This window comes from uncultured Bacteroides sp. (assembly GCF_958445495.1).
Classification (GTDB): domain Bacteria; phylum Bacteroidota; class Bacteroidia; order Bacteroidales; family Bacteroidaceae; genus Bacteroides.
Genome location: NZ_CAUCSQ010000005.1, coordinates 43,777 through 66,650, shown reverse-complemented (window position 1 = coordinate 66,650; position 22,874 = coordinate 43,777). Strand labels below are relative to the sequence as shown.

Annotated in this window: 17 protein-coding genes; 5 read left to right on the top strand and 12 right to left on the bottom strand. The window is 50.6% G+C overall.

Features of this window, described 5'->3' with window-relative positions; translation table 11 throughout:
* The 9 genes from Q5076_RS03105 to dxs all read right to left on the bottom strand — a co-directional run bounded on the left by Q5076_RS03105 (position 1) and on the right by dxs (position 9,667).
* Positions 1–489: a 4Fe-4S binding protein gene (locus tag Q5076_RS03105; protein ID WP_303010769.1), complete on the bottom strand. Its 489-nt coding sequence runs from the start codon at positions 487–489 to the stop codon at positions 1–3.
* Positions 490–541: 52 nt separating this feature from the next.
* On the bottom strand, positions 542–1,618 hold the full coding sequence (nuoH, locus tag Q5076_RS03100) for an NADH-quinone oxidoreductase subunit NuoH (protein ID WP_303010768.1): 1,077 nt from the start codon (positions 1,616–1,618) through the stop codon (positions 542–544).
* Between the two features lie 29 nt (positions 1,619–1,647).
* Positions 1,648–3,240 carry an NADH-quinone oxidoreductase subunit D gene (locus Q5076_RS03095; RefSeq protein WP_303010767.1) on the bottom strand — a complete coding sequence of 531 codons (1,593 nt, stop codon included), beginning with the start codon at positions 3,238–3,240 and terminating at the stop codon, positions 1,648–1,650.
* Between the two features lie 77 nt (positions 3,241–3,317).
* On the bottom strand, positions 3,318–3,920 hold the full coding sequence (locus Q5076_RS03090; RefSeq protein WP_303010766.1) for an NADH-quinone oxidoreductase subunit B: 603 nt from the start codon (positions 3,918–3,920) through the stop codon (positions 3,318–3,320).
* A complete protein-coding gene (locus tag Q5076_RS03085) occupies positions 3,911–4,261 on the bottom strand; it encodes an NADH-quinone oxidoreductase subunit A (protein ID WP_303010765.1) in 351 nt (116 codons plus the stop codon). The genes Q5076_RS03090 and Q5076_RS03085 overlap by 10 nt, the downstream gene beginning before the upstream one ends.
* A 116-nt stretch (positions 4,262–4,377) precedes the next feature.
* Entirely contained in the window at positions 4,378–4,755 is a 378-nt protein-coding gene (locus Q5076_RS03080; protein ID WP_303010764.1) for a hypothetical protein, read from the bottom strand.
* A 157-nt stretch (positions 4,756–4,912) separates the two neighbouring features.
* Positions 4,913–6,364, bottom strand: coding sequence for a TrkH family potassium uptake protein (locus Q5076_RS03075; RefSeq protein WP_303010763.1), 1,452 nt, complete (start codon positions 6,362–6,364; stop codon positions 4,913–4,915).
* A 16-nt stretch (positions 6,365–6,380) separates the two neighbouring features.
* Complete coding sequence (gene trkA / locus Q5076_RS03070) at positions 6,381–7,721, bottom strand: Trk system potassium transporter TrkA (RefSeq protein ID WP_303010762.1); 1,341 nt, start codon at positions 7,719–7,721, stop codon at positions 6,381–6,383.
* Between the two features lie 2 nt (positions 7,722–7,723).
* Positions 7,724–9,667 carry a 1-deoxy-D-xylulose-5-phosphate synthase gene (gene dxs / locus Q5076_RS03065; RefSeq protein WP_303010761.1) on the bottom strand — a complete coding sequence of 648 codons (1,944 nt, stop codon included), beginning with the start codon at positions 9,665–9,667 and terminating at the stop codon, positions 7,724–7,726.
* A gap of 180 nt (positions 9,668–9,847) precedes the next feature.
* Between dxs and Q5076_RS03060 the strand changes: the two genes are divergently transcribed.
* From Q5076_RS03060 to Q5076_RS03040, 5 genes are all read left to right on the top strand, one after another.
* Positions 9,848–10,837, top strand: coding sequence for a GSCFA domain-containing protein (locus Q5076_RS03060; protein ID WP_303010818.1), 990 nt, complete (start codon positions 9,848–9,850; stop codon positions 10,835–10,837).
* Positions 10,813–13,338: a bifunctional UDP-N-acetylmuramoyl-tripeptide:D-alanyl-D-alanine ligase/alanine racemase gene (locus Q5076_RS03055; protein WP_303010760.1), complete on the top strand. Its 2,526-nt coding sequence runs from the start codon at positions 10,813–10,815 to the stop codon at positions 13,336–13,338. The genes Q5076_RS03060 and Q5076_RS03055 overlap by 25 nt, the downstream gene beginning before the upstream one ends.
* Positions 13,339–13,430: 92 nt before the next feature.
* Positions 13,431–13,649: a twin-arginine translocase TatA/TatE family subunit gene (locus Q5076_RS03050; protein WP_303010759.1), complete on the top strand. Its 219-nt coding sequence runs from the start codon at positions 13,431–13,433 to the stop codon at positions 13,647–13,649.
* An 11-nt stretch (positions 13,650–13,660) separates the two neighbouring features.
* Positions 13,661–14,482: a twin-arginine translocase subunit TatC gene (tatC, locus tag Q5076_RS03045; protein ID WP_303010758.1), complete on the top strand. Its 822-nt coding sequence runs from the start codon at positions 13,661–13,663 to the stop codon at positions 14,480–14,482.
* Positions 14,483–14,529: 47 nt separating this feature from the next.
* Positions 14,530–17,898, top strand: a complete 3,369-nt coding sequence (locus Q5076_RS03040; protein WP_303010757.1) for an AAA domain-containing protein — start codon at positions 14,530–14,532, stop codon at positions 17,896–17,898.
* A gap of 706 nt (positions 17,899–18,604) precedes the next feature.
* Here the strand turns inward: Q5076_RS03040 and Q5076_RS03035 are convergent.
* The 3 genes from Q5076_RS03035 to Q5076_RS03025 form a co-directional block, all read right to left on the bottom strand.
* Entirely contained in the window at positions 18,605–20,053 is a 1,449-nt protein-coding gene (locus tag Q5076_RS03035; RefSeq protein ID WP_303010756.1) for an MFS transporter, read from the bottom strand.
* 225 nt (positions 20,054–20,278) lie between these two features.
* On the bottom strand, positions 20,279–21,199 hold the full coding sequence (kduI, locus tag Q5076_RS03030) for a 5-dehydro-4-deoxy-D-glucuronate isomerase (protein WP_303010755.1): 921 nt from the start codon (positions 21,197–21,199) through the stop codon (positions 20,279–20,281).
* A 32-nt stretch (positions 21,200–21,231) separates the two neighbouring features.
* A complete protein-coding gene (locus tag Q5076_RS03025) occupies positions 21,232–22,629 on the bottom strand; it encodes a PTS galactitol transporter subunit IIC (protein WP_303010754.1) in 1,398 nt (465 codons plus the stop codon).
* Positions 22,630–22,874 lie beyond the last annotated feature (245 nt).

Here is a 22,874-nt window from a genome sequence, read left to right as displayed (position 1 = left end):
CTAAACTTCTTTTTTCTTTTCTATTACTTTACTACCGTCGCGGTTCAGTTTCAAGACAAGTTTGCTCCTGTCGAAAACCGCATGTTCGAAATTCTGGTCGAACGTGATGGCGTCGTGCGGGCAAGCGTTGACGCAGAGTTGGCAGAACATGCAGGAACCCAGGTCGTATTCATATCGCGCCAGGATTTTCTTTTTCTTGCCGTCTTCCGTCTCGACGGTTTCGCTGGTCACTTTGATTGTGTCGTTCGGGCACGCCATCTGGCACAGGCCGCAGGCCACGCAGCGATGTTCGTTGTTCTCATTGTGGGGCATGCTCAGCGTGCCGCGGAACCGGTCGAACATTTTCAGCTCTTTCCGGTTTTCGGGATACTGCTCGGTCACTTTCTTGCGGAAGTACACCTTGATACTGGTTTTCATGCCCGTTGCCAGTGTGCTGATGCCGTGCACCAGACCACCTAAGTACGTATATTTCTTATCTTTATATTCCATAATCTAATCTATTATTTGTTCCGGAGGAAAACTCTGTACGGCGCCGGGCAGCTTAAAAGTGGAAACCGAAAGCGACGCAACATGCCATTAACAATAAGTTTACCATAGAAATAGGAACCAGATATTTCCATTCCAGATTCAGAATCTGGTCGATGCGCAGGCGGGGGAACGTCCACTTAATCCACATCAGCAGGAATACGACGAAGAACGCTTTGCCGAAGAACCAGATGAATCCGGGAATGTAATCCATTACGGCGTTGAACCCGTCCAGCCCGGCGATGTGGAACGGCATCCATCCGCCCAGGAAGACGGTGGCGGCCACGCTTGCCACGATGAACAGGTTGAGGTATTCCGCCAGGTAGAAGAAGCCGAAACCCATACCGGAGTATTCGGTGTGGTATCCGGCGGTCAGCTCGCTTTCCGCTTCGGGAAGGTCGAACGGGCCGCGGTTACATTCGGCATTTCCGGCAATCAGGTAGATGATGAAGGCAATCACGGCGGGGATGTGGCCTTTGAAGATAAACCATCCGTCGGCTTGCCCTTCCACGATTTCGGAGAACTGCATGGTTCCTGTCAGCACGACCATCGTCATGATGCTCATTCCCACGGACAGCTCGTAACTGATGATTTGCGCGCCGCTTCGCATGGCGCCGATTAGGGAGAACTTATTGTTGCTTCCCCAGCCGGCAAGCAGGATGCCTACCACTCCGATGCTGGAGGCGGCGAGCAGGAAGAAGACGCCTACGTTGAAGTTCAGAATCTCCGCTCCCTTGTTGAAGGGGATACAGGCGAAGGTGAGGAACGAGGCGATAATCACCATGAACGGGGCCAGGTTGTAGAGGAAACGGTCGGCGCCTTTCGGCATGAAGATTTCCTTCGTCATCATTTTGAGCACGTCGCAGAGCACTTGGATGGAACCCCATTTGCCCACGCGGTTCGGGCCGAGGCGGCACTGGAAGAAACCGCAGACCTTGCGTTCCATGTAAATCAGTATGATAGCCAGGACGGCATACAGCGCGACGATGCACACACCGACTGCCACACATTCTATAAAGACGGCCAGTCCTTCCGGCATGACGGAAAGGAGCAGCTCATGTATCCAGTTTGTTACTATACTAAAGTCGAACATATATCTATTTTAGACCTAATAATTAATACTTATCTGTCAATATCCGGAACTACGTAATCGATGGTTCCGCCGATAGCGATTAAGTCGGCTATCTTGGCTCCCCGGCAAATGGTGTCGATGGCCGCTACGAGCGGTAAGCCTGTGGAACGGTAGTGCAGGCGGTAGGGCGTCTTGTCGCCTTGGCTTTCGAGGAAAACGCCGAACTCGCCGCGGCTTCCTTCTACGGCGGCGTAGTAGCTGCCTTCCGGAACCCGGATAATCGGTTTCGTCTTTTCCTGATACGGTCCTTCGGGGATGTTGTCTATTAGTTGCTCGATGATGTTCAGGCTTTCCATGATTTCGTCCATACGTACCAGGTAGCGGGCAAAGCAGTCGCCTTCCGTATAGAGGATTTCTTTGAAGTCTACTTTGTCATACACGCCGTAGGGCATCCGTTTGCGTACGTCGCACGCCCAGCCTGAGGCGCGTCCCGTGCCTCCGGTGCAGCCGAAGGAGATGGCATCTTCGCGGCTCAGTACGCCGACGCCTTTCATACGTTTCTGGGCGATGATGTTGCCTGTGAATATGTCGTGGTATTCGTGGATGATTCCCCGCAGGTAGGGGATGAACTCTTTCACCCGTCTGGCGAAGTTCGGATGGATGTCCGCCTGCACGCCGCCGATTGTGTTGTAGTTCATAATCAGGCGCCCGCCGCAGGTTTCCTCAAAGATGTCGAGGATTTTCTCGCGGTCGCGGAATCCGTAGAAGAAGGCGGTCAGCGCTCCCAAGTCCATAGCCAGGCAGGAGTAGAAGAGCAGGTGGGAGTCGATGCGTTGCAGCTCGTCCATGATGGTGCGGATGTACTCCACACGCTGGCTTACTTCGATACCCATCGCCTTTTCAATGCACATGCACAGCGCATGGCGGTTTTGGTGTGCGCCCAGATAGTCGAGGCGGTCGGTCAGCGCCAGTGTTTGCGGGTAGGTGAGGCTTTCGTTCATCTTTTCGATGCCCCGGTGGATGTATCCGCAATTGGCGTCCAGTTTATGTATCGTTTCGCCTTCCAGGGATACGCGGAACCGCATGACGCCGTGTGTGGCGGGGTGTTGCGGCCCGATATTGACTACGTATTCCTCATCGCCGAAAAGCTTGTTCTCTTTGTCTTTGATGCTTCCGTCGGGATTCAGTTCAATTTTCTCGGTCGTGTCTACCGTCTCTTCATTCGTCATGTTGAGCGGGTTGTCCTTTTCCGGGTTGTTGTCTTTTCGCATCGGATAGCCTGTCCAGTCGTTGCGCAGGTAGAGGCGGCGCATGTCGGGATGGCCGATGAAAGTGATGCCGTAGAAGTCGAATACTTCACGTTCGTAGAAGTTGGCTATTTTCCATATATCGCTTACAGACGGTATTTCCGGTTGTTCACGGTCGGCGGTGGCTGTTCTGACTGCTATCCGTTCACCCGTAACGGTAGATTCCAGATGATAGACTACGCCTAGGCCGCGAAGTTTTTCCGGGGCGTCTTTCTCGCTTGCCTCTCCCCAGTCCATGCCGGTGAGGCTTTCGAGGAAGTCCATCTGCTTTTCATTTCGCAAGCGCAGCATCTCGTCGTGTAACGCTGCAGGGGCTATAAATTGTATTTCTTGCATAAATCCTGTTAAATTAAGAATGTTGTGTCGGGAATCGGCTGTGTCTTACGGCAGCGTGTTGATTCTTTCTTTCTCACTCATTCTTCATTTTTTACATAATCCGGTTTTTTCTCTTTTCTGTTCACTCCGCCGAAGAATTTCTCTATCTTGACTTTGCGTTGCAACTGCATCATGCCGTAATAGAAGGCTTCGGGGCGGGGCGGGCATCCGGGGATATATACATCTACCGGAAGAATCTTGTCTACTCCGTTCACTACGTGGTAGGACTTCTTGAAGGGGCCTCCGCTGACGGCGCATCCGCCTACGGCTATCACGTATTTCGGGTCGGGCATCTGGTCGTACAGACGCTTCAATACCGGCGCCATCTTGTTCGTGATTGTTCCGCATACCATTATCATGTCGGCCTGGCGCGGACTGGCACGCGCTACTTCAAACCCGAAACGGGCCATGTCGTAACGGGCGGCGCCCAACGCCATGAATTCGATACCGCAACAACTGGTTGCAAAGGTGAGCGGCCACAGTGAATTGCTGCGCCCCCAGTCGATAAAGTCGTCAAGGACTCCCACGAGCACGTTGGCTCCTCCGGCATTGAGTTCCTTAACCAGCTTTTCCAATGATTCATTGTCAATGAACTCCTCATAGGGAATTGATTTTATTTTCGGCTTTTTGGTTATTTCCATTCCAAAGCTCCTTTCCTCCAGGCATAAGCGAGGCCCAGAACTAAAATGATAAAGAAAAAGAGGACGCTGACCAGTCCTTGCGGTCCCATATCGTGCATGACTACTGCCCACGGAAACAGGAGGGCTGTTTCAACGTCGAACATCAGGAACAGGATGGCAAACAGGTAGTAACCCACACGGAACTGCATCCATGATTTGCCGCGTGTCGGTATGCCGCATTCGTAGGCTTCAAACTTTTGTACATTGTACGAACGGGGCGAGATAGCGCGTGATAGAGCTATCACTACACCGACAAAAGCGAGCGCTGTCAGTAAAACAACAACTAAAAATGTAAAATTCATAATCCAATAGCTGTTTAGATTGAATATTATATAGATATGTGCAATAGGTCTTTCACCCACCGGAGAAAAGACGGATTGCCTGAAACAAATCGATTTGAAAAATATCCCCGGCTTGTCTAAATGACAATCTTTCTTAAACCGTATATATAATAGGTGACGGGGTCGTTGAGAAATTTAGGAGGGTGAAGGGAAGAAGAATGCGGAGGACTTGGAGACTTGTAATGTTCGCAGAAGGAGGCGATTAGTAACAGGACGCTTTTCTCTGCCGGAACATTTGCCACGTCCGTATGGCTCATGTAGAAGGAGTGGGTGGAATAAAGATGGTAAAGACGCTCTATCGCATTCTGGACCGGACGGTCTTGGGATATGCAGCATATCTCCTGCCGATAAGTCGGGGAGGAAACTTTGCAAATGTCGCTTATTATGTCATTGTTGACACAATATATCAGCAAAGTCAGTACCGCGAAAAGTCCGAATTTTAAGCTTTGTTTCATCTTTTTCCTTTAACGGCTGCAAATATAGGATTAATATTTATACTTTTTGCAAAGTCAGAGTAGCAAAAAAGGTTTTTTTAGCACTCTGTTTGATTCTATATGGAATGTTTGCCGTTGTTTTTTGGAATCCCGCCGTTGGCATCCGAATTTCTTTCTGTCAGTTTTTCTTCCAGAAGTCGGAGCTGAACAGCAACAAGACCGTGAATAATTCCAGACGTCCGAGGAGCATCAGGAAAGAAAGCAGCCATTTGGCAGCGTCGGGCAATGCACTCCACGAGTAAGCGGGGCCGCACGTTCCGAGTCCGGGTCCCATATTGCCCATGCTTGAGACGACTGTCCCGACCGATTCGAGAAAACCGACTCCCAATCCCATCATGACAAGGATACTTATGATGGCGATGACGGCATACAGGAATGTGAACGCCAGTACGGTGGACTGGACGGAAGGGGCGATGACCTGCTTGTTCACCCGTACCGGCAATACGGCATTGGGATGCAGGATGTGTTTGAACTCGTTTTTCGCCGCTTTGAAAAGGATTACCATACGGATACACTTGATGCCGCCCGTCGTGCTGCCTGCACAGGCGCCTATCAGCATCACTACGACCAGGCAGCCCCAGAGGATGGAGGGCCAGAGCATGTAGTCCGTCGTGGAAAAGCCGGTGGAGGTTTGCAGTGAAATGACCTGGAACAGCGATTTCCGGAACGCTTCTTCGATTCCCATCGGCGTAGTCTGATAAAGCCAGGCGGTGATGAACAAGGTAAAGAAGGATACGCAGATGAAATAGAATCTCAGTTCAGCGTCATGGATGAATTTCTTTATTTTTCCTTTAAACATCAGCAGGAGAAGGGTGAAGTTGATTCCGGAAAGAAACATGAAAATCGATATTACGTAGTCGATGTAAGGGGAATGGTAATATTCGATGCTCGCCTGCTTGGTCGAGAAGCCTCCTGTGCCGGTGGTGGCAAAGGCGTGGCAAACGCTGTCGAACACACTCATGCCGCCCAATGTCAGCAATACAATCAGGGTTCCCGTCATGCCGGCGTAGATTCCCCAAATCCATTTGGCGGTGACGCCTATGCGAGGATGCACTTTGTCGTGGGTAGGCCCGCTGGCTTCGGCTGCAAATACCTGGATGCCTCCCATACCGAAAATCGGAAGGACGGCGATTGTGAAGAATACGATTCCCAAGCCTCCTATCCATTGCGTCATTGACCGCCAGAAAAGGATTCCGTGGGGCATGGATTCTATATTGTTCAGAATGGTGGCTCCCGTGCTGCTGAATCCGGACATCGTCTCGAAGAAGGCGTCGGCGATGTTCGGGATGTATCCTCCTATATAATAAGGTAGCATTCCGAAAAAGGAGAATGCAATCCATGCCGCGCTGACAATGACATATCCGTCCCGGCGGTTCAACGATTTTTCCGCGCCTTTGCCGGCAGCGAGCATCAGGATGCCTACTCCCGCGGTGATGGCGGATGAAATCAGGAAACTCCGCAAATCGTTTTCTTGATAAAAGAAAGAGACGGTTCCGCAACATAACAACATGGCTGTTTCTATCAGGAGCAGAAATCCGATGATGCGGTATATCATTTTCGGGTTGAGCATAGGCGTGTTTTATGATTTAGTTAAAGAATTTTTCAATCTTCTTTATCATCATGCTTAGGCAGAATACGACTACGTGGTCGCCCGGTTGTATCAGGGTGTCGCCGGTCACCAGCACTCCTTCGCCGTTGCGAATCATTCCTCCGATGGTAGTTCCTTTGGGAAGCCCCAAATCCTTGATGAAGTGTTTGGTTATCTTCGCTCCCGCCGGCACGGTGAATTCTGCCACGTCGGCATTGGCGAACGTCAGGCATTTCACGTTGGATACGTCGGCGTCCAGCATCATCTGGTAGATGTGGCTGGCGGCAATCATCTTTTTGTTGATGACGGTTCCGATATCGAGGCTTTCCGCCATGCCGATATAGTCGATGTTCTCTACTTCTGCCACTGTCTTTTCCACTCCCATGCGTTTTGCCGCGAGGCAGGCGAGGATGTTTGTCTCGGAGTTCCCGGTCAGGGCGACGAAAGCTTCCGTATTCTTGAGTCCTTCTTCGATGAGCAGGTCCATGTCACGGCCGTCTCCATTAATTATCATCGTCCTGTCGTCCAGTAATTCGGACAGGCGGTTACAGCGGTTGATGTCGTTGTCCACGATTTTCACCTGCATGTAGTCCGGCACGTACTGCGCGGTGCGGACGGCGATGCGGCTGCCTCCCATAATCATTACGTTGCGTACGTCGGCGTAGTCTTCCTTGCCGGCGATTTTCCGGATGTAGGGGATGTATTTGCGGGTAGTGGTGAAATAAACGATGTCATGCAGCTTGATAACGTCGTCGCCGCGCGGGATAATCGTCTCCGTGCCGCGTTTGATGGCTACTACGTGATAGGGGATGTCCGGTCCGCCCAGCTCGTATAGCGGTATGTTCAGGATTTCCGCCTTCTCGCGCATTTTGGTCCCGATGAGGATGAGGGCTCCTCCGCAGAACTCCCACCATTGGCGTACCCAGCTCATGCGCATGGAAGATACGATTTCTTTGGCGGCAAGCATTTCCGGATAAATCAGCGAATGCACGCCCAGCTTCTGGAAGAATTCTTTATTTTTGGGCAGGAGGTATTCGTAGTTGTCGATGCGTGCCACTGTTTTCTTGGCTCCCAGATTGGTAGCCAGCATACAGGCGGTCATGTTCCGGCTCTCGTCGGGAGTGACGGCGACGAACAGGTCTGCTTCCTTTACACCCGCTTCTTTCAACCCGGAAATGGAGGAAGGGGAAGCGGTGACCGTGAGCAGGTCGAAATTGGAACTGAGGGCGGTCAGTTTCTCTTCGTCATCGTCCATCAGAATGATGTCCTGCCTTTCCCTGGACAGTAATTTAGCCAAATGGGTGCCTACGTTGCCGGCCCCTGCAATAATAATCTTCATTTTCAGTTGGTTAATTCTTTAACTCCGCTCATGGTTAACTGAAGTGTGCATTGCTTTACTAATTCTTTGACTATGCCCTCTTCGTCCATTCCGCAGAGCTGGTATAGTTGTTCGATTGTGCCGTGTTGCACGAATTTATCCGGGACTCCGATGCGTTTCACTGCCGGAGCATATTCATGGTCTGCCATGAATTCGAGTACGGCGCTTCCCATTCCTCCCCGGACGGAGCCGTCTTCCAGAGTGACGATACGGCGGAATTTGCGCCCTATCTCATGAAGCAGTTCTTCATCCAGCGGTTTGAGGAACCGTAAATCGTAATGTGCGATGCTTCCGCCGGATTCGGCTTCGGCGCGGGCGATGGCGGTAGCGGCTTTGTTGCCGATGGGGCCTATGCTGACGACCGCCACGTCTTTCCCGTCTTTCAGCTTCCTGCCTTTTCCTACGGGGATTTCTTCAAGCGGGCATTCCCAGTCTACCCGTGTTCCCCGGCCTCTGGGGTAGCGTATGGCAAACGGGCCTTTGTCCGGAAGCTGCGCGGTGTACATCAGCCGCCGCAGTTCGTGTTCGTCCATCGGTGAGGCAATTGTCAGGTTCGGTATCGGGCGCAGGTAAGCCATATCGAAAACGCCGTGGTGAGTGGGTCCGTCTTCGCCGACCAGTCCGGCGCGGTCGAGGCAGAGGACGACGGGCAGGTTTTGAATCGCTACGTCATGGATGATGTTGTCGTATGCCCGTTGCATGAACGACGAATAGATGTTGCAAAAGGGCTGTAAGCCTTCTTTCGCCATACCGCCGGAGAAAGTGACGGCGTGCCCTTCGGCAATGCCTACGTCGAAAGCCCGTTCGGGCATTTTCGCCATCAGTATGTTCATGGAGCAGCCGCTGGGCATGGCAGGGGTGACACCCACGATTCGGGGATTGGCTTCCGCCAGTTCCAAGAGCGTGTTTCCGAAGACGTCTTGAAAGAGGGGAGGTTTCCCTTCGGTATTGTCGATAAACCGTTCTCCGGTGATTGGATTGAATTTGCCGGGCGCGTGCCATTCGGTGGCGTGTTTTTCCGCCGGGGCGAACCCTTTCCCCTTTACCGTATGCAGGTGCAGGATTTTGGGGCCTTGCAGGTCTTTGATGTCGCGCAGCACCCTTGCGAGGTTCTTCACGTCGTGACCGTCGATGGGGCCGAAGTAGCGGATGTTCATCCCTTCGAAGATGTTCTGTTGCTGGGCGGCCATCGATTTCAGGCTGTTGCCGAAGCGTATGAGCGCCTTACGCCGTTCTTCGTTCAGGATGCCGAGCTTGAACAATATCCGCGAGGTCTTGAACCGTAACCGGTTGTAGCGGTTTGAGGTCGTAAGGTTGAAAAGGTATTGTTTCATGCCGCCGACGCTGCGGTCGATGGACATATCGTTGTCGTTTAGGATGATGAGCAGGTTGTTGGGGGTGGCGGAAGAGTTGTTCAGCCCTTCGAAGGCGAGCCCGCCGCTCATTGAACCGTCGCCGATGACTGCTATCACGTGCCGGCCGGACTCTCCTTTCCGCGCGGCTGCCACAGCCATGCCCAGAGCGGCGGAAATCGAGTTGGAAGCGTGGCCGCTGGTGAATGTGTCGTATTCGCTTTCTTCCGGCGACGGGAAAGGACGGATTCCTCCCAGTTTCCGGTTGGTGGAAAATGCGTCGCGCCGTCCCGTAAGGATTTTGTGTCCGTATGCCTGGTGTCCCACGTCCCAAACGATGCGGTCATAAGGCGTATTGTAGACATAATGTAAAGCCACGGTCAATTCCACTGTCCCCAAACTCGCGGCAAAATGTCCCGGATTGCAGCAAAGCTCCTTGATAATGTCTTGCCTTAATTCATCGCATACTTCCGGCAGTTGCTCTACGTTCAGTTTTCGCAAATCTTCGGGATAATCGATAGCGTTTAGCAAGTTATATGTCGGTTCATTATTCATGATTCTAGGAAATTTAGCGCAAAAATACGAAAAGAATGCGTATCCGGCTTACTTTTTCTTATAATTTCTTATTTCCGTGGAGGCGGATGGAATGGAATACACATCTTTGTTGTACTTTTGCCTAGTGAAAAAGGGAGGAATAAACCTGTGAAAAAAGGAATCGGTAAAGAGAGGAGTTATATGGAGTTCCGGACGAGGGTTGAATTGCCCGCGGATTTGCCGCCCGTTACCCATGCGGAGCGGATACTGCTGATGGGGTCTTGTTTTGCCGGAAATATGGGAATGCTGCTGGCTGAGAGCAAGTTCAGGGTTGACGTGAATCCTTTCGGTATTCTTTATAATCCTTTTTCCGTCTCGGCGGCTTTGCTTGAGATATGGAAGGGGAAGGTGTACCGGGAAAACGATTTGTTCGCTTACGGGGGGTATTGGCACAGCCCGATGCACCACGGCTCGTTTTCCGCTCCTGAGGCGGAGGAAGCCGTCCGGAATATAAACCGGCGTTTGCAGCGTGCCGGCGAGGAGGTGCACCGGTTGGACTGGCTGATGCTGACTTTCGGAACCGCTTATGTCTATGAGCAGAAAGAGACGGGGAGGGTGGTGGCTAATTGCCACAAGCTGCCGGAGAACAATTTCAACCGCCGCCTGCTGACGGTGGATGAGATTACGGATGAGTATGCTTCGTTGCTGGCGGACATGACGGCGCGTAACCCGAATCTGAAAGTCTTGTTTACGGTGAGCCCTATCCGGCATATCCGCGACGGGATGCATGCCAACCAGTTGAGCAAGGCGACTCTGTTGCTGGCAATCGACCGGTTGAGGCGGTTGTTTCCGGAGCGGGTTTTCTATTTCCCTTCTTACGAGATTCTGCTTGACGAATTGCGTGATTACCGTTTTTATGCGGACGACATGCTGCATCCGTCCCTCCCGGCGGTCCGTTATCTGTGGGAGTGTTTTTCGGAAACTTTCTTTACTCCTGAAACCAAAGGGATTATAGCGGAAACGGAAGATATCCGAAAGGGATTGGAGCATAAGCCTTTCCATCCCGAATCAGAAGCATATCAACGCTTTTTAGGACAAATTGTGTTAAAAATAGAACGACTTATCGGAAAATACCCGTACTTAGATTTCCAAAAAGAAACAGAACTATGTCATATACGATTGAATCCATAGCCGAATGTATCGGCGCCCGCCGTGTGGGAGAATGTGAAGCTACAATCCACTGGCTGCTGACAGACAGCCGCTCGTTGAGTTTTCCGGAAGAGACTCTTTTCTTCGCTCTGGCTACCAGACGGAACAGCGGCGCCCGTTATATTCCCGATTTGTATGACCGGGGAGTGCGTAACTTTGTGGTGAGCGAAGAAGACTTTAACAAGATGGACGCCGGTAAATCCGCCGGGTATGACGATGTCTGTCCGGTTCCGGGAGGCGGATTGCCGGACGTCAATTTCCTCATTGTTCCCAATCCCTTGAAAGCGTTGCAGAAGCTGGCGGAAATCCATCGGGAGAAGTTCCGGATTCCGGTCATCGGCATCACGGGCAGCAACGGGAAGACCATCGTGAAGGAGTGGCTGCACCAACTCTTGAGTCCCGACCGCCGTATCGTCCGTTCGCCCCGCAGCTATAATTCCCAGATTGGCGTACCCCTGTCCGTGTGGCAACTGGATGAGGAGGCGGAATTGGGCATCTTCGAGGCCGGCATTTCCGAAATGGGCGAGATGGGGGCTTTGAAACGGATGATTCAGCCTTCTATCGGTATCCTGACCAATATCGGCGGCGCTCATCAGGAGAACTTCTTCTCGTTGCAGGAAAAGTGCATGGAGAAGCTGACTCTTTTTAAAGATTGCGATGTGGTGATTTATAACGGTGACAATGAGCTTATCAGCAATTGTGTGGCGAAATCCATGCTGACGGCGAGGGAGATTGCCTGGAGCCGTACCGATATTGAACGTCCGCTGTACATAAGCCGGGTGACGAAGAAGGAGGACCATACGGTTATTTCTTATCGTTATCTGGACATGGACAATACTTTCTGCATCCCGTTTATCGACGATGCGTCTGTCGAGAATGCGCTGAACTGCCTGGCGGCGTGCCTCTATTTGATGACTCCCGCCGACCAGATAACGGAACGGATGGCGCGTCTCGAACCGATTGCCATGCGTCTGGAGGTGAAAGAGGGAAAGAACGGCTGCGTGCTGATTAACGACAGTTATAATTCGGATTTGGCGTCGTTGGACATTGCACTCGATTTTCTGGTGCGCCGTTCGGAAAAGAAGGGGTTGAAGCGGACGCTGATTCTGTCGGATATTCTGGAGACGGGGCAGAGCACTGCTACATTGTATCGCCGGGTGGCACAACTTGTACAAAGCCGTGGAATCGACAGGCTGATTGGAGTGGGGGCCGAGATTTCTTCTTGCTCGGCGCGTTTTGACGATTCGCTGGAACGCCATTTCTTTCCTACCACGGAGGCGCTTTTGTCGTCGGGGTTATTGAAATCTCTCCATTCGGAGGTAATCCTGATAAAGGGGGCGCGGGTGTTTAACTTCGACCGGGTGTCCGAAAGATTGGAGTTGAAGGTGCATGAAACGATTCTGGAGGTGAATCTCAGAGCGATGGTGGAGAATCTGAACCGTTACCGTGCCTTGCTTCGCCGTCCGGAGACGAAAATCGTCTGCATGGTGAAGGCGTCCGCTTATGGGGCGGGTTCGTACGAGATTGCCAAGACGCTGCAGGAACATCATGTGGATTATCTGGCGGTAGCGGTTGCCGACGAGGGTTCCGAACTGCGCAAGGCGGGCATTACTTCTTCCATAATTATCGTAGACCCGGAGCTTACGGCTTTCAAGACGATGTTTGACTATAAGCTGGAGCCGGAAGTCTATAATTTCCACCTGCTCGACGCTTTGATTAAAGCGGCGGAGAAGGAAGGAATCACTCATTTCCCGATTCATGTGAAACTGGATACGGGGATGCACCGTCTGGGCTTTAGCGTGGATGAAGTGCCTGCACTGGTTCATCGCCTGAAAAATCAGAATGCGGTAATCGCGCGTTCGGTATTCTCTCATTTCGCGGGAAGCGACTCGCCCCGGTTCGATGCTTTCACCCGCCGGCAGATTGAGTTGTTTGAAAAGGGTTCCCAGGAGTTGCAGGCGGCTTTCTCCCATAAGATATTGCGCCATATCTGCAACACGGCGGGCATCGAGCGTTTTCCCGGAGCTCAGTTCGACATGGTGCGTCTGGGAATCGGGCTTTACGGCGTGAACCCGATAGACAACTCGATTATTCATAATGTGAGTACTCTGAAAACGACGATTCTCCAGATTCGCGACGTGCCCGGAGAAGATACGGTGGGGTATAGCCGGATGGGGCGCCTGACACGTCCTTCGCGCATCGCCGCCATTCCCATCGGATATGCGGACGGGCTGAACCGCCATCTGGGACGGGGGAACGCCTATTGTCTGGTGAACGGGAAAAAAGCTCCTTATGTAGGTAACATCTGTATGGATGTCTGTATGATTGATGTGACGGACATCGACTGCCGCGAGGGCGACCAGGCTGTCATTTTCGGTGACGACCTACCGATTACGGTGCTTTCCGACAAGCTGGACACCATTCCTTATGAGGTGTTGACTAGTGTTTCCGCACGGGTGAAACGGGTGTATTATCAGGATTAGTTTCTAAAAAAACGGGACTAGCTTGCGGAATCTGTGGCGAAAATGTTATCTTTGCCGCAAACTAATAGAAAAACTCTGAAATCGATTGACTTATGACGAACTTATTATTATTGAGTTTCTTGCCTAGCGGCTCTGAATGGATTATTATTGCTTTGGTTATCCTGCTTCTTTTCGGCGGAAAGAAAATTCCCGAACTGATGCGCGGCCTGGGCAAGGGAGTGAAAAGCTTCAAGGATGGAGTGAACGAAGCGAAAGAAGAAATGAACAAAGTCAAAGAGGACATAGACAAACCGGCAGATTCAGCTAAGTAAAGGAAGTACGGATGGCGGAAATGACCTTTTGGGATCATTTGGACGAATTGCGTAAGGTACTTTTTCGGGTGATTGGGGTGTGGTTTGTACTGGCGATAGGCTATTTCATCGCTATGCCCTATCTTTTCGATCATGTGATACTGGCGCCGTGCCACAATGATTTTATATTCTACGATTTATTACGGTACATCGGGCGGAGGTTGGAGCTGACCGATGACTTTTTTACGCAGGAATTTTACGTAAAGCTGGTTAATATAAATCTGGCTGCCCCTTTCTTTATCCATATGTCAACGGCATTCATGCTGTCGGTGGTGACGGCCATACCCTATCTGTTCTTTGAGGTATGGCGTTTCATCAACCCCGCCCTTTATCCGAATGAGCGCAAGGGGGTGAAAAAGGCGTTGACGGTGGGTACTTTCATGTTCTTTATCGGGGTCTTGCTGGGCTATTTCATGGTTTATCCGCTGACGCTCCGTTTCTTGTCTACCTATCAGTTGAGCTCGGAGGTGGAGAATGTTCTTTCCCTCAATTCGTACATCGACAATTTTATGATGTTGATTCTCTGCATGGGTCTGGCTTTTGAACTTCCGCTGGTGACATGGCTGCTTTCTTTGCTGGGGATAGTCAATAAGTCTTTCTTGCGGAAATACCGCCGCCATGCGTTTGTCGTCATTGTGATAGCCGCCGCCGTTATCACGCCGACCGGTGACCCGTTTACCCTGAGCGTGGTCGCTATTCCGCTCTACCTGCTGTATGAGATGAGCATCCTGATGATAAAGGACAAGAAGAAGGAGGAATTGCCGGAAGAGACGGAAGTCTCATCGGATAATTGAGGAGCCCGCAGGCAGGAGGTTTGAGATTTATCATGTACCTTTGCCGTATGGAAAACGAAGGAAGAGAATCGTATGAAATCCTTTTGGCTGCCTGCCGGACAGACGACCGGAATCTGGCAGCCGGATACAAACAGATGAGGGATTTGCTGGAGAGGCTTTGCCGCCTTCACTTGCACAATGAGAGCTTGCAAATGACCGATCTTTCCGCCCGGATTAGTTTTGTGGCGGCCAAGATAGGGCTTTCTGTCAGCGAGCAGAACCGGCTGCACACATTCCGGCTGACTTCAAACGCTATCCTGAACCGTCAGGAGGAGCCGACCCGCGAACATCTCTTGCGGGATGCAAAAACACTGGCTTTTTTGGTCCGAAGGCTTTTCGGGGAGGATGTTCCGCAGGAGTTATACCGTTTGCTTCCGCGTGCGGACGCTACTTATCTGGCCGCTCCTCCCGCCCGCGAGCGTGTGCGGCGGATGCGGGTGTGTTTCCAATATGCGGACGAACAATATTTGTATGTGACGCCTTCGGACGAGGTGTCGGACAAGCCGTATCTTGTCCGTTACCATGTCCCGCAAGTCAATGACGAGTTTGACGGGACGTGCCGGCTGCTTTGGCGGTATGCCCAGGTCAATTTGCTGGATGTCGCGATAGACGGGGACGGGATACTGACTCCTTCTTTTATCGTTCTCGAACCGGACTACCTTGTCGATATCAGTTCTCTTGCGGAGTGTTTCCGCGATTACGGGCATCATCCGGGCAATTATTTCCTCTCCCGGCTCCAGCCCATAGAGAACGCACGTCCCCTGTTGTTGGGAAATATTGCCAACCTTTTCCTGGATGAGTGGATTCACGCCCGGAATGGGGATATTGACTACCGTGCCTGCATGCAGAAGGCTTTCAGGCGTTATCCTATTGAACTGGCCGCTTGTCCGGATTTGCGCGACCGGGAGAAAGAACGGCAGTTTTTTGATGATTGCAAGCTTCATTTTGAACATATCCGCGAGACGGTCAACGATACTTTCCGTGCGCCCGGCTACGGGTTGGACAAGACGGACGCCGTGTTGGAGCCTTCCTACGTTTGTGAGGCGTTGGGGTTGCAGGGACGTCTTGACTATATGCAGCGTGACATGACGTCTTTTATAGAGATGAAGTCGGGCAAGGCGGATGAGTATGCCATTCGCGGCAAGGTGGAGCCGAAGGAGAACAATAAGGTACAGATGTTGCTTTATCAGGCTGTGTTGCAATATTCGATGGGGATGGACCACCGGAAGGTGAAGGCTTATTTGCTTTATACCCGTTATCCGCTTCTTTATCCTTCCCGTCCTTCCTGGGCGATGGTGAGGCGGGCAATCGACCTGCGCAACCGGATTGTCGCCGAAGAATACGGCGTCCAGTTGCGGAATAGCCTGGAATATACGGAGCAGAAGCTGGGACAGATTCATTCCGCTGTTTTGAATGAACGGGGATTGAAAGGGCGTTTCTGGGAAGTTTACCTGCGTCCTTCCATTGATGGTTTCCAGTCGAAGTTGAAAGAACTTTCCGCTTTGGAGAAGAAATATTTTTATGCGTTGTATAATTTTATAACAAAGGAGTTATATACGTCCAAGTCCGGGGACATAGATTACGAGGGACGCACGGGAGCCGCTTCTTTATGGCTTTCCACTTTGGCGGAGAAATGCGAGGCGGGAGAGATTATCTACGGTTTGAGGATTAAGGACAACCGTGCCGCCGACGAGTACAGAGCATGCCTTACTCTGGCATTGCCCGCAAAAGAGAAACGGGACGGGGCGGTTCATCTTCCCAACTTCCGCCAAGGGGATGCGGTTGTCCTTTATGAACGAAATGCGGACACGGACAATGTGACTAACAAGATGGTGTTCAAGGGAAGCATCGAATATCTGACGGACGGTGAGGTGGGCGTCCGACTGCGCGCCACCCAGCAGAATCCGTCTGTCTTGCCTTCCGATAGCCTTTATGCGATAGAGCATGATATGATGGACACGACTTTCCGTTTCATGTATCAGGGGTTGTATGCTTTTCTGTGCGCCACGCAGGAACGGCGCCACCTGTTGCTTTGCCGGCGTCCTCCGGAATTTGACGAATCGATGGATGCTGCCATTGCCCGGACGACGGACGATTTTGCCCGTGTGGCATTGAAGGCGAAGGCGGCGAAGGATTATTTTCTGTTGGTAGGTCCTCCGGGGACCGGCAAGACATCCTGTGCTTTGAAGAAGATGGTGGAGACTTTCCATGCGGAGGAGGGAGTTCAGATACTTTTGCTTTCGTACACCAACCGGGCGGTGGACGAGATTTGCAAGGCGCTGGTTTCAATTCGCCCTTCCGTCGGTTTCATCCGGATAGGGAATGAGCTGTCGTGTGACGAAGCTTACCGGAGCCATCTGATAGAGAATGAGCTGGCTGCCTGTACCCGCCGTACGGAGGTGTACGAGCGTATCCGCAACTGCCGTATCATTGTGGGAACGGTAGCCGCCATTTCAGGCAAGCCGGAGCTGTTCCGCATGAAACATTTTGATGTGGCTATCATTGACGAGGCTACTCAGATATTGGAACCGCAATTGTTAGGTATTCTTTGCGCCCGTGGGGAAGACGGCGGGAATGCGGTTGGCAGGTTTATCCTTATCGGCGACCATAAGCAGCTTCCGGCTGTCGTTCTGCAGAGTGCGGAGCAGTCGGCCGTCCGTGACGAGGCGTTGTCAGCTATCGGTTTGACTAATCTGAGGGATTCTTTGTTCGAACGTCTTTACCGGAGTTGTACCGCCGCTTCTTCCGCTTTTCCGTGTTCCGCCCGTCGTTCGTACGATATGCTTTGTCGTCAGGGGCGCATGCATCCGGAAGTGGCATTGTTCGCCAACCGCGCCTTTTATGGGGGGCGTCTGGTTCCGGTCGGGTTGCCTCACCAGTTGGAAGGGGCCGGTGATGTCTGTCGTCTGGCTTTTTATCCTTCCAGCCCGGAGACGGCGGGAACGTCGGCAAAGGTCAACCATTCGGAGGCCCGCATCGCCGCCCGTATCGCCGCCGGGGTTTACGAGAACCGGCGGGCGGATTTTGACGATGCCCGTACTTTGGGAATCATCACTCCCTACCGAAGCCAGATAGCATTGATAAAGAGAGAGATAGAAGCGTTGGGTATCCCTGCGCTTAACCGGATTCTCATTGATACCGTAGAACGTTTCCAAGGCAGTGAGCGTGATGTGATTATCTATTCTTTTTGTGTGAATTATCCTTACCAACTGAAATTTCTGTCGAATCTGACGGAAGAGGAAGGGGTTCTGATTGACCGCAAACTGAATGTGGCATTGACCCGTGCGAGGAAGCAGATGTTTATAACGGGTGTGCCGGAGCTTTTGAAACGTAACCCGCTTTATGAAAGTTTGTTAAATTTAATAGAAAACCGATAGAATCTTGCATCATTTTTGCAGATGTTAGTTTTTATTCTCTCTTTATGCGATTCATTAACACCTGTATATTGAACAAACGCCTATATTTGCAACACGTTTTTTTCATAGAGATTTAGATTTAAGGTTAGAAGAATTGTGGAAGTCGTGAGACTTCCCTTTTTTTCATCTTAACGTTTACTATTCTCCATTGTTCATGCTATCATTTTTCTATCTAATGTTAAATAATAGGAGAATGATGTAGGATAAGTAATCTAAAAAAGCCTTCTTCGTGAGAAGAGGCTTTTTTGTTATTGAATAATTGGTTAAAAAAGGCTGCCTCAGGATGTGAAGTGCACCCTAAAAGTTAAACAGGAATTTTTAGGGTGCACTTCAAAATGGGGCGGCCTTGTTTGTTTTTAAAGGATGAATCTGCTAATTTCCCCGTCTTGTCTTTTCAAGCGTCACTGTATCCGGGGTAAAAGCGAGGGGATTTATGAATTGTCCTTACTAGAAAAAAGGGAAAAATAAAAAGTGAATGCTCGTGAAAGGATGGGTTTGCTCTTCAACAAGTTTCGGATATGTGGAGTTTTCCGGACTTTTTTACTCATTGAGTTTCAAAAAGGCGGAAATTTGTTGAATATCCGCAAAAAAGGCAACTGAACCGTTGCGGGTTAGTTGCCTTATATTTCTTATTTTATGAATATCCCGGTTTGTTTCCGGAGAGTTGTCAGTCCAGTACAATCGGTTTGTATTTCGGAACCAGCGCTTTCATGATAATCCATCCTATCAGGTAGGCCAGTGCGCAGATGCAGAACATGATAAAGTATCCGGCGGGTTTACCTTCGAATCCCATGAATGTCGTGTGGTTTTCGTCGGCATATACAAACAGAAGCCCGGCTCCGAATTGCATGAGCATTGAACCGACGCCGCCTGCCATGCCGCCGATGCCTGTGATACTTGCAATGGCGCTTTTAGGAAACATGTCACCTACGGTAGAGAAAATGTTTGCCGACCATGACTGGTGGGCTGCACCGCCGATACCGATTAGGATAACGGGAAACCAGGGTGAGAATGTGCCCAGCGGTTGTGCCAGCAATACCAGCAACGGGAAGAAAGCGAAAATCAACATCGCTTTCATGCGGGCGGCATACGGATTCATTCCGGTCTTGTTGATAAAGATTGTGGGGAGCTTGCCTCCGTATATGGATAACATGGTGACGGCGTAGAGAGTGAAAATCAAAGCCATTCCCAAGCCGTCGGAAGTTTTGATGTTGAATTGTGTATTCAGATAGGAAGGAGTCCAGAACAGGAAGAACCACCACACGCCGTCTGTCATGAACTTGCCGGCTGCAAAAGCCCATGTCTGCTTGTAAGTGAAACACTGGAGGAAGGTCATTTTCTTTTCTTCTTTCCCCTCGTCAGTCGCAGGGGCAGCGCCTTCTTCATATTTGTCTTGTTCGATATAGTCCAGCTCGGCTTTATTGACGTGCTTGCTCTTTTCGGGTGCAGTGTACATGAACACCCACATTCCCATCCATACGAATCCCAATGCACCGATTACGATGAATGCCATTTCCCATCCCCAGGCTTTGGCAATCAACGGAATGGAAACGGGAGCGATTAACGCGCCGATGGAAGCGCCGGCATTGAAGATAGAAGTGGCGTAGGCACGGTCTTTTTTAGGGAAATATTCGGCTGTCACCTTGATGGCTGCCGGGAAGTTGCCGGCTTCGCCAAGGGCGAGGATACAGCGTGCGGCAAGGAAACAGTACATGCTGACGGTGGCTAGTATGACTACTATGTCGCCGGTAGCGGCCATCAGTTCGGCTGCACTGTGCAGTCCTACGTATTGTTCGGTTATGATTCCGCAGAGCGCATGCATACAGGCGCCTGCCGACCATACGCCGATGGCCCAGAGATATCCTTTTTTAGTGCCCATCCAGTCGATGAAACGACCGGCGAAGAGCATGCATATCGCATATACGATGGAAAATACGGAAGTAATCGTGCCGTAATGTACTTCGTTCCAGTGGAATTCCGGTTTGATAAATTCATCCCAGGTTAACGATAGTACCTGGCGGTCGAGGTAATTGACTGTAGTTGCGAAAAATAACATCGCACAGATAGTCCATCTGTAGTTTGTCATTTTCTCGCCTGTTTTTTGAAATGCGTTCATGATAATGGATTTAATTAGATTTTGATTCGCTGACAAAGGTCGGCATTTCGACTGGATTTTTTTTGTAAAAATTGGTCGAAATTATGTATTATTCGTTACATTTTGTCGGTTATCCGCCACCCGGCGGCGGGAATATATAAAATCCGGAAAACTTCACCCCTTGCTCCGGCCGGGAGAAGGGTGAAGTTTTTCGGATTTTGTTATGTCTGCAGGAATACGCAACGGTTAGCGCATTTCCGTATATTTGAATTTATCCATGTCTCCATAGTCGAGGTTTTCACCTGCCATTCCCCAGATAAACATGTAGTTGCTTGTTCCGGCAGCAGCGTGGATAGACCATTCGGGAGCCATGATGGCTTGTTCGTTCTGCATCCATACGAGGCGTTCTTCCTGCGGTTCGCCCATAAGGTGGCAGATGGAGTTTCCTTCCGGTACGTTGAAGTAGAAGTAAGCTTCGATACGGCGGCTGTGAGTGTGAGGCGGCATGGTGTTCCATACGCTGCCCGGTTTCAGTTCCGTCAATCCCATTTGTAACTGGCAAGGACCTTCTTCAAGCACGTTGTTCACAATTAACTGATTGATAACGCGGTCATTGCTTTCTTCCATTTTTCCTGCCGGGAAAGAGTTGGCTTTCAAAGAGCCTTTACGCCCGTCGATAGTAATCAGTTGGGTCTTGTATTCTTTGTGGGCAGTAGCCGAGTTGATATAGAATTTGGCGGGTTTGCCTGCATCCTTGCTCTTGAAAGTCACCTTCTGGTTACCTTTGCCTACATACAGGGCGTCTTTGAAGTTCAGCGTATATTCTTTGCCGTCTACTGTCACGATTCCTTCGCCACCTACGTTGATAACGCCCAGCTCACGGCGTTCGAGGAAGTATTTTGCTTTCAGCGGGTCGATTGTTTCCAACACCAGCTCTTTGTTTACAGGCACAGCACCGCCGAAAATAAAACGGTCGTACATGGAGTAAGTAACGTTGATTTCGTCGGGAACCATTACTTTTTCCATCAGGAAGCTACTGCGCAAGCGGTTCGTGTCATACGTTTTCACGTCTTGCGGATTGCAAGCCACCTGCATCTTGTAATTTACCTGGGCGGAAGCGGATACTGCCGCAACCCCCAACATCATTGCAATTGCTAACTTTTTCATCATTTTTCCTTATTTGGTTATATTATGAGTTCTTATTTTGTTTCTGTATTTTTCACGTCGTTCCTGCTCATGCGGATGCGGTTGTAGATTGCCATTCCGAGGGCGAGTGCTACAAGGATGGCGGGACCGATGATTTTCAGGCTATAAGTCAGGTGGAAAATACCCCAGCAGAAGAGGCTGGAAGCGAAGTCGAGGGCTCCTCCTTCAAAACCGGCGGGGATATTTACCGTCGGGTCGCCCGTAGCGGCATAAACGTCTTTGGCTGCCAGCGTGAAGAATCCTGCCAGCTCCGTTACGAAGTACAGGCCGACAATCAAAGCTACCAGGCCGATGATGAATGATTTCACTACATTGCCTTTCGTAATCGGCAGAATCATGGGGAACAGGTAGAACATGCCCGCCAGGGATGCCAACGGCAAAAAGCGGTTGCCCGGAAGGATGACTGCCAGGAAGATGGTGACAGGAATCAGGAGCAGGGATACTACCAGGGTTGTCGGGTGCCCGATAACCAGTGCGGGGCTCATGCCGATGCTCAATCCGGTGCTGTTCTTGTATTTCTTGGCTATCAGTTCGCGGGTAGCGTCGGAAATCGGTTTCAGGCCTTCGATGAAAAGGCTTGTGATACGGGGAATCAGTTCCATTACCGCTCCCATTTTAATGCCCAGTCCGAGGATGCCCGGAATGCTGTCTACCACTTCTTTCCAGCTTGAGCAACCCAAAGCGCCGATACCGCAACCGATGACGATACCCAGGAATAACGGTTCGCCCAGAAGGCCGAATTTCTGTTTCATTCCTTCCGAATCGATATTCAACTTATCGAATCCGGGGATTTTATCGAGCAGTTTGTTGATAATGATGGCGAACGGGACAAAACTTTGGCAGAATGGCTGCGGGATAGAGATTCCGTCCATCTTGTCATAAAACTTTTGGAAAGCGGGCGCAGTCATGTCTGCCATGACAAGTGTGATGATGTAGCAGATGATGGCCGCGAAAAAGCCCCAGAGGATGCTGTCGGAAGCAAAATAGACGATGGCGCCGATAAAGGCGAAATGCCAGTAGTTCCAAAGGTCTATGTTGACGGTGCGGGTCGTCTTGGTAATCAGCATCAGCAGGTTTACTCCCAGGCAGACGGGAATAATGAAAGCACCTACTGAAGTGTTGTAGGCTACTGCTGCCGCAGAAGGCCAACCCATATCGAAAATACCCAGTTCCAATCCGTAGATTTCAACCATTTTGCTCAATGCCGGTCCCAGGCTGCTGGTAAGCAATGCGGTGACAACCGACAAACCTACGAAACCGACACCCACCAATAAACCGCTTTTTAACGCTTTGGGGAGTTTGATACCTATACATACTCCTAAGATTGTGAAAATAACCGGCATCATCACTGCCGCTCCCAGACCGATAATGTACTTAAAGACTTCTTCCATTCTGTTCTATTTAATGATAAATTATTGTGTTTCCTGTGAGGGTATTAGTTTTAAACCGTGCCAAAAGTAAAACCTTTTTTGCTTTCTTCCAAAACGAAACTCTTAATTTATCAGATATTGCATCAAAAATGGACATTTTTGACGTTTGCGTGCACAAAATTAGTCGTTTCCGTGCACGAAAAACAAAAAATGCACCTAGTTGATTAAATATTCCCATCCGTTTCGGAAGAAAACCGCTACTTTCG

Excerpts from the sequence above, each read along its gene's own strand:
- trkA (WP_303010762.1), bottom strand. The coding sequence starts at position 7,721 with ATGAAGATTATTATTGCAGGGGCCGGCAACGTAGGCACCCATTTGGCT.
- tatC (WP_303010758.1), top strand. The coding sequence starts at position 13,661 with ATGGCGGAAATGACCTTTTGGGATCATTTGGACGAATTGCGTAAGGTA.
- nuoH (WP_303010768.1), bottom strand. The coding sequence starts at position 1,618 with ATGTTCGACTTTAGTATAGTAACAAACTGGATACATGAGCTGCTCCTT.
- kduI (WP_303010755.1), bottom strand. The coding sequence starts at position 21,199 with ATGAAAAAGTTAGCAATTGCAATGATGTTGGGGGTTGCGGCAGTATCC.
- Q5076_RS03040 (WP_303010757.1), top strand. The coding sequence starts at position 14,530 with ATGGAAAACGAAGGAAGAGAATCGTATGAAATCCTTTTGGCTGCCTGC.
- Q5076_RS03095 (WP_303010767.1), bottom strand. The coding sequence starts at position 3,240 with ATGCAAGAAATACAATTTATAGCCCCTGCAGCGTTACACGACGAGATG.
- Q5076_RS03080 (WP_303010764.1), bottom strand. The coding sequence starts at position 4,755 with ATGAAACAAAGCTTAAAATTCGGACTTTTCGCGGTACTGACTTTGCTG.
- Q5076_RS03050 (WP_303010759.1), top strand. The coding sequence starts at position 13,431 with ATGACGAACTTATTATTATTGAGTTTCTTGCCTAGCGGCTCTGAATGG.
- Q5076_RS03085 (WP_303010765.1), bottom strand. The coding sequence starts at position 4,261 with ATGAATTTTACATTTTTAGTTGTTGTTTTACTGACAGCGCTCGCTTTT.
- Q5076_RS03035 (WP_303010756.1), bottom strand. The coding sequence starts at position 20,053 with ATGAACGCATTTCAAAAAACAGGCGAGAAAATGACAAACTACAGATGG.
- Q5076_RS03025 (WP_303010754.1), bottom strand. The coding sequence starts at position 22,629 with ATGGAAGAAGTCTTTAAGTACATTATCGGTCTGGGAGCGGCAGTGATG.
- dxs (WP_303010761.1), bottom strand. The coding sequence starts at position 9,667 with ATGAATAATGAACCGACATATAACTTGCTAAACGCTATCGATTATCCC.
- Q5076_RS03105 (WP_303010769.1), bottom strand. The coding sequence starts at position 489 with ATGGAATATAAAGATAAGAAATATACGTACTTAGGTGGTCTGGTGCAC.
- Q5076_RS03075 (WP_303010763.1), bottom strand. The coding sequence starts at position 6,364 with ATGCTCAACCCGAAAATGATATACCGCATCATCGGATTTCTGCTCCTG.
- Q5076_RS03060 (WP_303010818.1), top strand. The coding sequence starts at position 9,848 with ATGGAGTTCCGGACGAGGGTTGAATTGCCCGCGGATTTGCCGCCCGTT.
- Q5076_RS03090 (WP_303010766.1), bottom strand. The coding sequence starts at position 3,920 with ATGGAAATAACCAAAAAGCCGAAAATAAAATCAATTCCCTATGAGGAG.
- Q5076_RS03055 (WP_303010760.1), top strand. The coding sequence starts at position 10,813 with ATGTCATATACGATTGAATCCATAGCCGAATGTATCGGCGCCCGCCGT.